10 protein-coding genes are annotated in these 16,008 nt (G+C 37.1%); 7 read left to right on the plus strand and 3 right to left on the minus strand.

Going from position 1 to position 16,008, the window contains the following annotated elements; all coding sequences use genetic code 11:
- Positions 1-21: 21 nt before the first annotated feature.
- The 3 genes from ACOVQ4_RS01950 (at position 22) to ccoG (ending at position 2,980) form a co-directional block, all read left to right on the plus strand.
- Positions 22-216, plus strand: a complete 195-nt coding sequence (locus ACOVQ4_RS01950; RefSeq protein ID WP_421818983.1) for a hypothetical protein — start codon at positions 22-24, stop codon at positions 214-216.
- A gap of 26 nt (positions 217-242) precedes the next feature.
- The gene (locus ACOVQ4_RS01955) at positions 243-1,109 is read left to right on the plus strand and encodes a cbb3-type cytochrome c oxidase N-terminal domain-containing protein (protein WP_421818984.1); all 867 of its coding nucleotides are present in this window, start codon (positions 243-245) and stop codon (positions 1,107-1,109) included.
- A 431-nt stretch (positions 1,110-1,540) separates the two neighbouring features.
- Positions 1,541-2,980, plus strand: a complete 1,440-nt coding sequence (gene ccoG / locus ACOVQ4_RS01960; RefSeq protein ID WP_421818985.1) for a cytochrome c oxidase accessory protein CcoG — start codon at positions 1,541-1,543, stop codon at positions 2,978-2,980.
- A gap of 272 nt (positions 2,981-3,252) precedes the next feature.
- Here ccoG and ACOVQ4_RS01965 read toward each other — a convergent pair whose 3' ends face one another.
- The 3 genes from ACOVQ4_RS01965 to ACOVQ4_RS01975 all read right to left on the minus strand — a co-directional run bounded on the left by ACOVQ4_RS01965 (position 3,253) and on the right by ACOVQ4_RS01975 (position 4,573).
- A complete protein-coding gene (locus tag ACOVQ4_RS01965; protein ID WP_421818986.1) occupies positions 3,253-3,504 on the minus strand; it encodes a CBU_0592 family membrane protein in 252 nt (83 codons plus the stop codon).
- A gap of 63 nt (positions 3,505-3,567) precedes the next feature.
- A complete protein-coding gene (locus ACOVQ4_RS01970; protein ID WP_421818987.1) occupies positions 3,568-4,317 on the minus strand; it encodes a hypothetical protein in 750 nt (249 codons plus the stop codon).
- A gap of 43 nt (positions 4,318-4,360) precedes the next feature.
- Entirely contained in the window at positions 4,361-4,573 is a 213-nt protein-coding gene (locus ACOVQ4_RS01975) for a hypothetical protein (protein ID WP_421818988.1), read from the minus strand.
- A 324-nt stretch (positions 4,574-4,897) separates the two neighbouring features.
- Here ACOVQ4_RS01975 and ACOVQ4_RS01980 point away from each other — a divergent pair, with 324 nt between their 5' ends.
- From ACOVQ4_RS01980 to ACOVQ4_RS01995, 4 genes are all read left to right on the plus strand, one after another.
- Positions 4,898-7,753, plus strand: coding sequence for a DEAD/DEAH box helicase (locus tag ACOVQ4_RS01980; RefSeq protein WP_421818989.1), 2,856 nt, complete (start codon positions 4,898-4,900; stop codon positions 7,751-7,753).
- A gap of 631 nt (positions 7,754-8,384) precedes the next feature.
- A complete protein-coding gene (locus ACOVQ4_RS01985) occupies positions 8,385-11,957 on the plus strand; it encodes a response regulator (protein ID WP_421818990.1) in 3,573 nt (1,190 codons plus the stop codon).
- A gap of 1,012 nt (positions 11,958-12,969) precedes the next feature.
- Positions 12,970-13,398 (plus strand): DUF6526 family protein, encoded by a 429-nt coding sequence (locus ACOVQ4_RS01990; RefSeq protein ID WP_421818991.1) that lies wholly within the window; start codon positions 12,970-12,972, stop codon positions 13,396-13,398.
- Positions 13,399-13,456: 58 nt separating this feature from the next.
- Positions 13,457-16,006, plus strand: coding sequence for a family 20 glycosylhydrolase (locus ACOVQ4_RS01995; RefSeq protein WP_421818992.1), 2,550 nt, complete (start codon positions 13,457-13,459; stop codon positions 16,004-16,006).
- Positions 16,007-16,008: the final 2 nt, after the last annotated feature.

The following is a 16,008-nucleotide window of genomic DNA, read 5'->3' on the forward strand; positions in this document are numbered from 1 at the left end:
TTGCCTTAAAAATTCAAAGCCATGTTTAAGCAATTTATCGACAAAGTAGATGGCGCAGATCTTTATATGATTACTTCGTTTCTCATATTTATGGCCTTCTTTATTCTCGTAAGCATCTATCTATTCATCATGGATAAAGGCTACTTGAACAAAATGCAAAACTTACCCCTTGAAGACACCAGTACCCATGAGCTTCAAGATGTGATTTCTATTTGACAACTTTCTAATTGATAACCAATCCGATGAAGCGATTATCTATTTTAGCTATATTAAGTCTGGTCTCATTCTCGATGTTTGCGGCCGAAGAAGCAAAAAATACTTTTCTTCCAGGACTTAAAACAGGTCAGGAGCTATTTATTATTACTTTACTTGGCTTGATGACATTGATTTGTGCGGTGATTATTGTGGTTACGCTCAATCTTAACTCTCAAATCCGAAATATTTTTAAACCAAAGACTGAAAGCTCAGAGTTTGAACAGGCGATGCAAAATCGTACTTTCTGGCAAAAATTCTGGAGCTTGAAGCCAATGCAGTTTGAGAAAGACCAAATGATGGAGCACCAGTATGACGGCATTGCCGAGCTCGACAATCCTACTCCGCCTTGGTTTATGTATTTGTTTTATATCACAATTGTTTTTGGGATTTTTTACCTTATTGGCTACCATGTAGTTGGAAATGGTAAAATCATGAACAATGAATATACCGAAGAGGTAACTATCGCCGAAAAAGCACGAGAGGAGTATATGAAAAAGTTTGCTAACTCGGTAAACGAAGACAACGTGAAAGTGTTGACAGATGCCAAAGGGGTAGAAGATGGCAAGAAAATCTATACTCAGAACTGCGTGGCGTGCCATGGAGCAAACGGAGAGGGCGTGGTAGGCCCCAACCTAACCGATGAGTTCTGGTTGCATGGTGGTTCACCAAAAGCTATCTTTCATACCATCAATGAGGGTGTTCCTGAAAAGGGTATGATTTCTTGGAAAAAAACATTGAATCCTATCCAAGTGCAGCAGGTATTGAGTTACATTGTGTCAATACAAGGCACAAAACCTGCTAATGCTAAAGCTCCTCAAGGAGACAAAGTAGATGCTGCGGTTAGTATGAAGTAGATAGCTTTGAGCAATGGGCATTTTGTAAAAGGTATATTTTGATTTCGAAAAAACGCTTTTGTACTTCTTGCTTGTGGCTTCTTGCGGGTAGAATTGATTAAATTTTACCTAAATACTTAAGTAAAAAACTATTGACATTCGGACGTTCGAGACTTATGGGTAGTGCATAAGCCTCAGAGCGTTCGAATTGTTTTTTTTAAAATGTATCTGTAGTCCATTGGCAAAAGGAATAGATGTTATCCTTTTTCAACGAGAAACTTTTTAGGCTTTTGGTTTATTGTTTTAAAATTTTTGAATAACATTTTTCTGATTAAATAGAAATGTAAAATTCTGATTATTAGAAAATTATATTAAAATTTTCCAGCTCACAATTCAGCATCGGTATGTACTATTTCTAATTCGCTTATGTGCTGATAAATTAATTTAAAATTATGAAACCTCCCAAAATAGATACCACCGAGTTCCGTGATCATCTTTCGAACGTCACCGACTCTGGGAAACGCATCTGGATATATCCTCGTATTGTTGCAGGACAATTATACAAACTACGAACCTATTTTTCGTGGCTTTTGTTGGGTCTACTGTTTGGCATACCCTTTGTCGAAATAGATGGTGGGCCACTGTTTATGTTTAATGTGCTCGAACGGAAGTTTATCTTCTTTGGCGTTACTTTTTTTCCTCAAGATTTCCATTTGGTTGCTTTTGGACTTTTAACTTTTATAGTTTTTATCATCTTATTTACGGTTATTTTTGGTCGTGTTTGGTGTGGATGGGCATGTCCTCAAACCATTTTTATGGAAATGTTATTCCGTAAAATTGAAAATTGGATAGAGGGAGATTACCGTGCTCAACAGCGACTTGATGCTCAACCATGGAATACTGAAAAAATAGTGAAGAAAAGCGCCAAACATCTTATTTTCTTCATTATTTCCTTCCTGATTGCCAATACATTTTTGGCCTATATTATTGGTAAAAAAGAGTTATTTACAATTATCCTTGATAACCCGCTAAATCATATTTCGGGTTTAGTAGCTATTACGATTTTTACCTTTGTTTTCTATTTTGTGTTTGCCAAATTCCGCGAATTAGTATGTATCGTAGTGTGCCCTTATGGTCGTTTGCAAGGTGTTTTACTTGACAAAAAATCAATTATTGTAGCCTATGATTTTCTTAGAGGTGAACCTCGTGGTAAAAAGAAAAAAGTAGAAGAACAACCCAATCCCTTGGATGAATTAAAAGCTTTGACAAATCCAAACAAAGGCCATTGTGTAGATTGCGGTATCTGCGTGCAAGTTTGCCCAACGGGTATCGATATTCGTAATGGTACTCAGCTCGAATGTATTGGCTGTACGGCTTGTATAGATGCCTGCGACGAGGTAATGGTAAAAACCAATCAACCTACAGGTTTGATTCGTTATGCCTCCTTAGACGGCATAGAAAAAGGGAACAAATTGAGTTTTAACCTTCGAATAGGTGCTTATACGGCCGTTTTAACAGCATTATTGGGTATTTTGGCCTTTATGCTGATTACTCGTAGCGATGTAGAAACTACCCTACTCAGAACTCCAGGACTAACCTATCAGGAAGAAAAGAACGGTAATATTTCTAATTTATATAATATTGAGATTTTAAATAAAACCATCAATGCCATGCCTGTCACCATTCATGTAAAGGATTATCCATCAGCTAAAATAAAATTGATCGGAAAACCATTACAGTTGAATAAGAGTGAACTAACACGCGGTTCTTTCTTTATTAGTATCCCCAAAAAAGACTTAGAAGCACCTTCTATAAAACTCAAGATTGAGGTAATCAGCAATGGAGTGATAATAGATGAGGTAAAAACTTCCTTCCTTGGGCCAATGGAGTGATAAACCTTGCTCATTTAGTGATGTGAGGTTGAGTGATTATTCTAAAATTTGTATTCTAGTTGTAGAGACGCAATGCTTTGTGTCTCTAGCCGAGATAGTTTATCAAAAAAGGCATTCGGAATGAATTTTCCGAACGCCTTTTTTGATAAACTATCTCAACATGACACCTCTTTACCCGAAAAGAATTGCTTTTCTACGAGTGAAAGGTAGCTTAAAATAAAAATACTTTCATTCATTCACTCACTCGCAACTCACTCAATTCTTATTGTCAATTAGCTCGCTCGTTTAGTCTTTACAATAGAATAAACCGCAATTGCTACCCAGATTACATTGACTAAGGCAGAAGGATATGCCTTATGAGCAATAGTGTTTACCACAAAAAAAACACCGCCGATCATATTGCTCCAAATATAAGCAGGCTGGTCGGCACGAAGTTTACCTTGAATATTAAGCGCATAAGCGCCAACAATCAGTACAGAGCCTATCCAACCCAAAGTTTCTACCAATAAATCAGTCCACAACATTGTCTTAAAGTTAAAATGAAGCGGCAAAAATAGCGAATCCTCAACAGACTGACAAAATACCTGCTAAACCTCCCCAACTCTTTGTACCCGAAAATAAGTGATACCAAAATTGAGAATTTGATTGTAGGGTATAAATAGCTTGTCACAAAAAAGATTGTATTCGTGGTGCTGGTTTTTTTTAAGGATATGACTGAATTCTGTATTATGCTTATCTATAACCTTCCTTTTTACTTTTCCAAGCTCAATCAATTCGCAATGTCCGTCTTTATTGAGTTGATAATCAAGGAGAAATCCTGAATATACAAAGAAATCATTGTCAATTTTTACGCATACATTCATATAGGTAAGAATTTCTTCCGTATCTTTTTTCAGAAACATTTTTCCCGAAAATACGTAATGGAAGGCATTATCAAACTTTAAGACTAAAAAACGTTCGTCAAGTCTAAAATACAAGACTAATCTCTGTAAAAAACTTCCAAGAACATAACTTGACAACAATAAAACAGCATTATAGCTAAAAATGGCAACAAGATGCCTTTGTACCTTCGAAAGCACCATTTCGTCTGGACTAGTCAAAAGCTTGGGCATTATTCTAAAATCAATAAATAAGCTTGGGTGAAATTTATTGATGATGAGTATTCCTAAACATTGTATAACCATCCCCATCCCTAATGTGGTGGCAATTTCAGCAAAATTGCTGGCTCGTAAATGATAGTTAGAAAGATGTATTGGAGAGTAAGCTTTTCGGAAAAGGCCTCCTGGAAGTATAAAAAATAAAATAATCAGCGCAACGCCGTAGGTAATTCCTGACATAAATGGGGTAGAGGATTACAGGGAAATCTGTAAAAAAGCCGTTCTAGATTTCAGATACTCGCTCAACACGAAAAGAGCCCTTTGTCCCTGAAATGGTGATAATATCATCGTTGTGTCTCTCGCGGTCAATCGCCGATAATAATTGTTGTGCCATATTGGCATCAGACAAAATCATTTTTGAGTTCTTGCCCAATACAGGATAATCTGATTCTGCTGAACCAAATAAGAAAGCCATGATGTTTCTGAGTAATGACATATTCAATCAGTTTTAAGTGCCTCATAATGGAGCTCTAACAAAATTACAAGCCTACATTTAATATAACTACTTTTTGAAGAAAATATTTTGAACAATCTACAATGATTCGTTTCTCCACAAAAAGCTTGAATAATAGCCTTTATGGCTTTGGACGAGCTTTGCTCTTTATTTTATCACTCTGTAGGAGCTTTCCGCATTCTATCATAATACTTTTCACTTTAAATTTAAGCCTTTACCTTTGTTGCTATTTCTGACCAAAGGACTACAACTAACATGATTGAAAAAAAGTTATTAGCGTACTGGAAGACTTGTTTGGCTCAAGCCATGAAAGCAAATATTGATGTGGAGCTTAGCGAGCCAATGCGCTTCCCTGCCGATACTTGGCGATTAGGTGCGATTGAGGAGAATGTATGTGAAGCTTTTTTTAAGAGTCAAGAAAAAAAACGGAATCTGGAAAAGGGTATTCGTTCTGATAAAGACCCTAAATGGGAACGCCCCGAAGTAATCAATGTTCTGATTTCTCCTTGCTTTCTTGATCCGATTAGAGAAGAAAATTTATTTTTTACACCAAAATCTATTTATCCTTTTTGGTTTCCTGCCGTTTTGCATCGTGGAGGCCACCTAAGTGTAGTTGACGACTACTATCCGATTGTACCGAGAGAATGGATGAGCCCTGTCGGAAATGAAGATACTGATTTTGTTTTTTGTCAATTAGATTCCTTTGAAGAGTTGTATGCCGAAGAGAGGAGCACTTTCGTCCGATGGGAAAATTATGTCGACTATATCGATGATTGCTTCGAAGCATTGAGAACCCAAAGTTTACAAGAATTTTCGGAAGACGACTATAGGGTAGTTTTTGAAACAACAATTGTTGTGCCCGAGAAAGACATGCAAGCTGCTGCGGCTATACTTACGCTATACGAACACCTTGAAAATGCTAAACAATTGCCTGATTTGTTGAAGGATATGTTGCGTATTAAAGAAGTAAAATCATTGACTAAACCTGTGGATGTTTCTCGATGGCTCGATACCCATTTAACGCACCTTGGACAAATGGGTGGGGAGTTTCCCTTAAGTATTTCTCAGCGAAACGCTATACATACGCTCAATCAAGAGAGAAAATCGAAGGTGTTTGCCGTAAATGGCCCGCCCGGTACAGGAAAAACTACTTTGATTCAAAGTATTGTGGCAAATCAGGTGGTGCAATCTGCCTTGATTGGTCAAGAGCCAACTCTATTATTGGCCTGCTCGGCCAATAATCAGGCTGTGCTCAATATCATCGAGAGCTTCAAACCTTCCAAGACTACTCGCTTTGCCGATTTGCAGGAGCGTTGGCTACCCGATTTTTCGGGCTATGCCACCTATCTTCCAGCCCGTAATAAATCAGAAAAGGAACTTGCTCAAATCAATTACCAAAAGCTCGACGATTCTGGCTTGTTTGCTCGGTTAGAAGACGAGGCTTATCTCGAGAAAGCCGAAAGGTATTATCTCAATATGGTTCATAGATATACCCAAAAACGCACAGAGGATATCTCGGAGGCATATTTCTGGATTCAGTCAGAAATCAAAAATCTTTCAAAATCATTGGAGCAAGGAAGAGTGCTTTGGAAAAAAGTTTGTGAGCGAATGGCCGACTTTACACATCGGTCAATTGACCAAAAATATTGGAGCGAATTAGAAGAAAATGAGGATTTTTGGTTGGCAATAGCCAGTGGAATAGAAGAACAACTGATTCATATTCAGACTACTGCTAGACCCATGATAAGACAAACTTTGCTGAATTTAGAGCCACTAAAAGATACCTCGCGAGCAAGATTGAAAAGTTTTTTTGAAGCAAAATTAAAATTGATTCAAGAGGTTTTGGATGCTTGGGTTTTATGGGAAAAATGGAAAAGGCAGTATGGTATTGTATCTAATCCTTGCATGGATGAAGAGAAGGTTTGGGAAAAAGATTTTTTGAAACTTCGGCAGTTTAACGCCCGAAATCAGTATTTTTTTGATGAGGTTGATACAAAAATAAGTCACAAGGCGTTTTTGTTGGCAGTCCACTATTGGGAGGGCCGTTGGATTGAGGCCATCACCGATCAACAAAAAAACGAGGCTCCCAACAAGGGTTTGGCGGGTCGTAAGTTGTTGTGGAAAACCCGTGCTATGTTGACACCTTGTTTTGTGAGCACGTTTTTTATGGCGCCACGCTTTTTTTCGTACTTGAAATACGCTGGCGAAAATGAGGATGGGAGCAAAAAGTGGGAAACTCCTCCGATGTTGGAGTTTGTGGATTTTCTCATCGTTGATGAGGCCGGGCAAGTAAGCCCAGAGGTTGGATTAGCCAGTTTTGCACTTGCCAAACAAGCCGTAGTCGTGGGCGATATCCAGCAGATTGAACCAGTTTGGAATACCATCTTTAAAGTAGACTTAGGTAATTTATTAAAAACTGAGCTTATTCAAGATGAAAAGGATGCGCAATTGGGCCTTTTACAGCAAAAAGGTTTTTTGACATCTAGTGGCTCTATCATGAGAATGGCATTGGAGGCAACGGACGTGTTTGAAGCTAAATACGAGCAAAGAGGGATAATGCTCCTGGAGCACCGACGCTGTCATCCTGCCATTATTAGCTATTGCAATGATTTGGCTTACAAAGGATTACTAAAACCGATGAAGCTTTATGATTCTTCTCAACAATTGTTTCCACCTATGGTTTTGCTTGACCAACCGAGTAGTTCTACCGTAAAAAACAAAGAAAGATTTAATGAGGAGGAGGCCGATGAAATTTGTAGGTGGATTGTGGCTAACAAAAGTGCCATAGAGAGGCATTTTACCGAAAAAGCCAAACAATATAAAAGGATAGAAGAGTTGGTCGGAATCATAACTCCTTTTAGAGGTCAAAGAAAAATTTTATACAAAAAACTAAAAAAAATAGGGATTGATACGCACCTCATGAAAATAGGCACGGTTCATGCTCTACAAGGAGCAGAGAGAGAAATTATTGTTTTTTCTCCTGTGTATGCCAGCAACGACGCCGAGGTGTTCTTTTTCGATAGAAACAACCGTCCTAATATGTTAAATGTGGCTGTTTCGAGAGCTAAGTGTAGTTTTATTGTTATTGGAAATGCCAATATTTTTCAAAAAAATCCCAACTCACCTTCTGGAAAACTGTTGAAGTATTTGACTAAAATTTAACTTTTCTGTGTAGCTTATAGCTGATTGGTTAGCGGTGAAAAGATGATTATTGTTGAACTTTGGTGCTCTTTTGTAGTTGGGAAAAAACTTTTGGAGAATAACTCTATTGGATTGCATCCTAGTGGATGTTGTAAGAGGCTTGATGTTTCTCAATTTAAAAAAATATTTTTGTTGCATAGTGTTGAATTTTAGAATTTTGACGATGCAGAAATGTTGTTCTTACTACTGGACAAAATAGTTTAAGATGTAGTCTTGGACTCATTATTTGAATAGATTAAATCTGTTTTTACAGAATTCAGAAACAAGCCCAAGCCACTGAGTAATACTTTATCCATTTGTCTAGTACTTAGAGATTTGGTACTCTTCTTGCAAAACCCTCTATAAGGGTATTTTATTTAGACCAAACCTAGTTAATTCTAAAGAAATTTACTTGAAAATAACCCAACAAATCCAAAAGAGTAGTTTTTTCGTTAGTTAAGTCTAATCGTTTGTACTTCCAACTTTTTGAATGTAAAGACAGAAAAACCAATTACTGATCCTAATCCACAGCCACTAATCAATTGTTTACCAACTGTTTTTTTACTTTCAATTCTTGCAATCGATAGCCTAATTACTTCGCACATACAAGTATATGAATCATTTTAATCAACATACTGACCATCATTTTAGTGCTTCTTCTGGTTTTTCAGATTTTGTATATGAGTTTTTTCTTAAAAATTTATGGACTTTCTCAGTCAATAAGCTAGAGCGCTTTTGGCTTGCTCCTCAGTTGGTAAAATTGTTGGGTTACGAAAGTGAGCAAAACTTATCGCAACATCCAGAGGCATACCATCCCGATGATAAGTTGGAGTGTAAAGATTCTTTATTAAATTTTGTACAAACCGAACAATCCACCTTAGTTTTGGAGTTTAGGGCCAAGCATTTTATCGGCGATTTGATGTGGATTAGAGCAAAATGTGGTTGGGCCGACAAATTAGACTCAGGCGAAATTGTTGTATTTTTTGAAAACATTACCTCTCAAAGAATTCAGCAAAAAATACAAAATAATTTAGTGATAGATAGTCAATGGGGGAACAATGAAGGCCAACTTAGATTATCCAAAGAGATTGTAGCAAAAAGTAGCCAAATGGCAAGAATTGGCGCTTGGCAGATGGATTTGCCGAGTTATCGAATGAGATGGACTAAGGAAGCTAGAGAAATTTTGGAAGTCCCCAATGATTTTAATTTGGATATTGAAGGTAGTCTAAGTTTTTATAAAGACCCAAAGAGTAAATCTATTATTTTTGAAGCATTCAGAACCACCGTAGAAACGGGGATTCCTTTTGACATAGAACTTAATATAGAAACTTATACTAAAACAACGAAGTGGATTCGTATTATCGGCGAGGGTGAATTTGAGGGAAAAAAATGTAAAAGACTTTTTGGCACTTTTAAAGATATCACTCGTGAAAAAGAAAGTGAGGCCGAAATTAGAAATACGAATAAGCTTTTTAAGAAGTTATCCAATCAGGTTCCTGGAGGATTATATCAATTAAAAAGATACCATGACGGCAGGCTGACCATTGTCTACTGTTCCGAATCTCTTTTTGAACTTTTTGAAACCTCTGTCAAATACGAAGAAACTAGCTATGTTGAAGCTTTTTCGAGAATACATAACAAAGATATAAGTGGTTTAATTGCCACCATTGAAGATTCCTACAAAAACCTAAATGTCAAATCAATTGATTTTAGATTGGTATTACCCCAGAAAGGTAAAATTTGGGTAAGAAGCGAATCAATGCCCGAAAAAGTGGAAGATGGCGTGATTTGGCATGGTTATCTGCATGATATCACCAAACAAAAAGAAGCTGAGCTGGAAATAGTTCGTTCAGAGGCAAAGTTTCGTGCCCTCTACGATTCTACGAGCGATGCCGTATTGGTTTTGTCACAAAATCTTTGCCTAGATTGTAATCCGGCAGCTATCAAACTTTTTGGCGCTTATTCCAAAGAAGAATTGTGCTCACAATCGCCAATGGATTTGACTGCTGTAAATGAAGGAGACCTTGAAGAAAAAGCTACAAGGTTGTTTGAGCATGTAAAAATCTGTCAACAAAAACAAAATCATCAGTTTGAGTGGGTTTGTCAAAAAGTAAATTCTCGAGAAACTTTCTTGGCTGAGGTGTATCTCTCAAGATTAAACATTGAAGGAGAGGAACTTATTCAGGCCGTGGTAAGAGATATTACTTCCAGAAAACAAATTGAGCAACAACTGCTTACGGCTCGTGAACAAGCCGAGGCGGCCAATAGAGCAAAATCTGAGTTTTTGGCTAATATGAGTCACGAAATCCGTACGCCTCTCAATGGGGTTATTGGATTTACAGATTTGCTTATGCGTACCGAAATGAGCGATATGCAAAAACAGTATGTCTCAACGATACACCATTCGGCGCAGTCCTTGTTAGATGTTATCAACGATATTCTCGATTTCTCAAAAATTGAAGCAGGTAAGCTTGAACTATCAATTGAACAAATAGATGTTTATGAACTAGGTAGTCAAGTGGTAGACTTGGTTAGCTATCAGGCACATAAGAAAAATTTGGAGGTATTATTGCACATTTCTCCAGCAGTGCCTCGCTTTCTGAAAGCGGATGCTGTGCGTTTGCGACAGATTTTGGTAAATCTCCTTGGCAATGCAGTTAAGTTTACTAATGATGGCGAAATCGAATTAAAATTAGAATTAATTGAAGCTGTAGACCTTCATCGAAACATGATAAGGTTTTCGGTAAGAGACACGGGAATCGGTATTGCTCCCAAAAATTTGCTGAGAATATTTGAAGCTTTTTCTCAAGAGGATGCCTCCGTAACTCGACGATTTGGGGGAACAGGTTTGGGGCTAACTATCTCAAATAAGTTGTTGTCGCTTATGAGTAGCCAGTTGCAAGTGCAAAGCGAGGTCAATACGGGTAGTACTTTCTTTTTTGATGTAGAATTTGAAAGCTATGAAGATGAAGAAATTGCTTTTAATTTGCAGGGAACCTTCTCTCATGTTTTGATTGTTGACGACAATAGAAACAATTGTGCAATTCTTGAGGAAATGCTCGGTATTTCGGGTATCTTTTCCAAATCGGTAGACTCTGGGTTCAAGGCTATTCAGACCTTGCAGGAAAGGCCTGAAGATGTTGAATTGATTATTATGGACTATCACATGCCCGATTTGGACGGGCTCGAAACCATAAGACTTATCCGAGAAGAATTGGATTTGAAAATACCAATCATACTTTTACATAGTTCTTCTGATGACGAAAAAGTCATCAAAGCTTGTGAAATATTGTCTGTTGCAAAAAGAATGGTTAAACCTATAACGATTCATAAACTTTATGATGCAATACTACAGATAAGTGGGCGTTCTAAAGAAGTAAGTGATAATCTCTTACCAAACAATTTAGAAGAGAGTCATTACAAATCGGGTGAATACACTATTCTTATTGCAGAAGACAATAATGTTAATATGTTTCTGGCCTTGTCTGTACTAAAAGCCGTGTTGCCACAAGCGAATATCATTACCGCTGAAAATGGAAGAGAAGCCGTCGAAATGCATGAAAAATATACACCTGATTTGATACTTATGGATATTCAAATGCCCGAGCTGAATGGCTATGAGGCTACTCAAATTATCCGACAGAAAGAAATTATTAAACACACACCAATCGTTGCGCTCACAGCCGGAACTGTAACGGGAGAACAAACCCGCTGCCTTGAAGCCGGAATGGACGATTACATCATGAAGCCATTTGTAAGAGAAACCCTCGAACGAGCGCTGAATAAATGGCTAAATTTTGAAGATAAGATGAATAATCCTGTTGAATCAGCCTTACTTAGTTCAATCGACAAAAATCATCTCGATTTTGCCGATTTATCCAAAAGAATGGGAGATGACCCCGAACTGGCCAAAGAAGTTCTAGAAATGGTGCTTTTGCAATTGGAACCAATTGTTGCTCAGTTTCAAACTTTAATCAATGAAGAAAACCTGATTGCAATCAACAAATTAGGACATAAAATAAAAGGAACTGCGCTTTCAGCTGGTATGCAAGAGTTAGGGAACAGAGCTGAAAAACTCGAAAAATTGAAGGTTTTTGAGTCAGCTACTTTCAATAAATTATTAAGAGAATTTGAAGCAGAAATTGAGGTAATAAAACCTCTTATTTTTAAGATTCTTGAAAACTAAGGAATTGTCGCTATAGTTTAATACTAAATTAGTTAACCAATTGCAATTCTGTTTTGAGTTAACCGCTATTCGGTATTAAAGAATGTGCACTTGAGTGATTACTTGTAGCACGTATTACTTGACGATTAAATCTAAGTTAAATTCTAGATATGAGTTTCAATAAGAGCGGTCGAAATTTGTTTTTCGACCGCTTTTTTCATTCCAACTTGAAAAATTCTATGTGGCTTGAGATACCTATATTGCCTCTGAATTGTCTGAATTTGCAAAAGTAAATATCCATTAAACGGTTTAGCTGTGGACTGTTTAAGTTACAACAAGAGAAAGTGTCATTCAGGTATTTTTAATTTTTTACAAAAAGTAGTAGGAATGATTAAATTGTTAGTATTTGTAAAGAGAAATTTGATTGTAATATTTTGATTATGAATGCTTTATAATAGTCAATATGCTATTGATAAATAACGTTTTTCGAATTATTTTGTAAAAACTCTTAAAAAAACGAGTCCAAAACTAAGTCTTGAACTTGTAAGTAATCGTCAAAATAAAATCAAACTATCGAGTATTCGGCTCTAGGTTTTTAGGTAAAAACTTATCTAATTATAAAAGATGTTAAAACTCTGTGCCCGATGTTTTGCGCCTAAAATATAAAACTTAAATCTAATTTTGAGCTCCAACTTAAGTAATAGTGCAAAATAGAATTTAATTTTTGAGCTTTCGGCTTTCAGAGGTGGGCTTTGGAAAAAGCATGGCTGTGGTTAATAAAAAACATTTTAACACTCTTGGCCTTGTGCCTGTTGCCTATTGCCTAAGCACGTATCTTAAATCTTATTCTGCACGACTACTTAGTAACTTTTAACTTAAGGTTTTAAATGCAAAAAAGCCTCTTCACTCCAGATGAACACTAAATAGTACCGTTACTTTTGATTGATTTCGACTCATCGATTCAAGGAAAATTTGAATTGAAAATGAAAGTACTTAAGTTTGGGAAAAACAATCATTTTTAACTATTACTATCATGAAAGAACAAAGCCTTAAAAGTCATGCTCAATATGTTCCAGGTTACCACTACATTACCTCCTTTTTTGTATTGGCTGTATTGATTTTAAGTATACTATTTGTTGTAAAACAGGGCTCTGAACAACTCCTTTTAGGTGTGATTTTACTATTTGTTTCGGCTTCGCTTTTAGGAATATTCTGGTATGCACGAGTATTTGCGCTCAAAGCGCAAGATAGAGCCATCAGAGCCGAAGAAAATTTTCGTTACTTTGTTTTGACAGGCAAACCTTTGCCGAGTAGTTTGAGAATGAGCCAAATTATTGCCTTAAGATTTGCCTCAAATGAAGAATACCTTGTCTTAGTAGATAGAGCTGTTGCCGAAAAATTACCTTCAAAGGAGATTAAGGCAGCTATCCTATCATGGAGGCCTGATTACCACCGTGCCTAGAAATACCTAGTTGGTTTTTGAAAAATTCACATATCACCCAATTTATCTATCATTATTTATGAAATACAATCGAAATATCATGGCTGTTCTGAGCCTGTTACTTTTGATGATTTATCAAGGGTTTGGTCAAAAAAAGTCAGGAAGTTTTAACCCAAATTCACTACAGATTTCATGGAAAGTTACCCAAAATGCCTTCGAGGGCAAACGACAATATTGGTCGGTTTTTACCATTAAAAACTTGAGTAAGCAAGCGCTTCCCAAATCTGGCTGGAGTCTTTATTTTAATTATATACGAGATATTGATCCAAATACAATTTCTTCGGATATCAACATAGAACATCTCAATGGAGATATTTTCAGATTATCTCCCAAAGCAAAATTTGCTGGTCTTGAAGCAGGAAAATCTTTGGAAGTAAGTTTTTTATCTTCTGAGATTTTTGTAAACATTGCTGATGCGCCTTTTGGTCTGTATTGGGTCAACGACAGCCAGCTCGATAAGGGAATTACCATTGAAAACTATAAGGTAGAGCCCCCAAACGAAGACAAAGTAGGTTATCTTACTCCATCTCAACTTTATGAAAAAAATACCTTGATTCATAAAGTGGAAGGAAGTGAGTTGCCACCGATTTTTCCAACCCCAAAAATTTTTCAAAAAAAAGCTGGCTCCTTTGAGTTAAGCCCAAATACAAGTTTGGAGGCTCCTCCGAACTGGAATAAGGAGCTTACTTACTTTCAAAACAGTTTGGGAAAAGTGCTAGGGCAAAAACTTACTCAAACTAATTCAGCGACAAGTAAAATCATTTTTACTCAAAAGCCAGATTTACCAAGCGAAGCCTATCAACTCATGATTTCATCCGATAAGGTCCAGGTTTTTGCCTCTACCGATGTCGGAGCTTTTTATGCGATACAATCTTTTTTAAACTTGCTGCCTGTGTCAGCTTGGAAAAACCCTTCTGAAAAAATTCAAATTCCATGTTTATGGGTTGATGATGAGCCAAGATTTGGATTTAGAAGTATTATGTTGGATGTAGCTCGCAATTTCCAGCCACCTGCCGAGCTGAAAAAGGTTTTGGATTTAATGTCAACCTACAAACTGAATGTACTGCATTTACACTTTATCGATGATGAAGGTTGGCGATTAGAAATCAAGGATTTACCAGAGTTGACAAACGTTGGAGCCAACCGTGGCCACACATTAGATAGCAAAAACTTTCTACCTGCCTCTTTTGGAGCAGGACCTAACGCTGGGCAAAATTCAGGTAGTGGTTTTTACAGCAGAGCAGAGTTTATTGATATTTTGAAATATGCTACTGAGCGCCATATTCAAATCATTCCAGAGGTTGAATCTCCTGGCCACGCTCGTGCTTCTATCAAAGCCATGGATGCTCGTTATGAGAAATATAAAGCCCAAGGAAATATGCAAGAGGCGGAGAAATATTGGCTCCGTGACCCAGACGACAAATCTCAATATCGCACAGCTCAACTTTGGACAGATAATGTGATTTGTGTAGCTCGTCCGTCAGTGTACACTTTTCTCGAAAAAGTAACAGATGAAATTATTGCTATGTATAAAGATGCTGGTGCGCCTTTGACGACTATTCACTTTGGTGGAGACGAAGTCCCAGCGGGAGTTTGGGAGCAATCTCCACTTTGCGAGGCATTAGTGAAAGTTGACCCAACGGTTGACAATATTGATGACTTATGGTATTATTATTTTGGAAAAATCAATACTTTTTTGAAAAAGAAAGGATTGTTTTTGTCAGGATGGGAAGAAATCGCCATGCGCAAAACACAATTGCTTGGGCAAAAAACGATGATTCCTAATCCTCGCTTGGCCAATGAAGGTTTTCAGGTAAATGTTTGGAATAATATGATTGGCTGGGGCAATGAAGATTTACCTTATCGACTAGCCAATGCAGGCTATAAAGTGGTTTTATCTTGCGTCAGCAATATGTATTTTGATTTGTCATACCAAAAAACTTACGAAGAGCCCGGCTATTATTGGGGCGGTTTTGTGGATGTTGACAAACCCTTTTATTTTATTCCGTTTGATTATTACAAAAACTCAACAGAAGATAGAAGAGGTAATCCTGTTGAGCAAAGCTATTTTATTGGTAAAGACAGACTAACAGATTTTGGAAAAAGCAATATAGTAGGAATACAAGGTTTGCTTTGGAGTGAAAATGTAAAATCTCCTGAACGATTAGAGTATATGTTGCTACCAAAAATGCTAGGATTGGTAGAAAGAGCTTGGGCTCCTGACCCCCAATGGGCGCAAACTGCCGATACTCAGTTGTCCAAAAAGCAATATCAAGAAGCTTGGAATGTATTTGTCAATACGATTTCGCAAAGAGAACTCCCAAAACTAGAGTACTTAGCTGGAGGATATCAGTTTAGAATCCCTACGGCTGGTGCAAAAGTGGAAAATGGTAAAGTATACGCCAATACACAGATGCCTTCTTTTGAAATTCGTTATACCGTAGATGGTACAGAGCCAACTGTTCAAAGCAAATTATACACTGAGCCAATCTCTGAGAAAGGAACAATCAAATTAAAGGTATTTTCACCGAATGGAAGAGGAGGGAGAAGTATCGAGATTAAAAATTAATT

The organism is Flectobacillus sp. (assembly GCF_049240685.1).
GTDB lineage: Bacteria > Bacteroidota > Bacteroidia > Cytophagales > Spirosomataceae > Flectobacillus.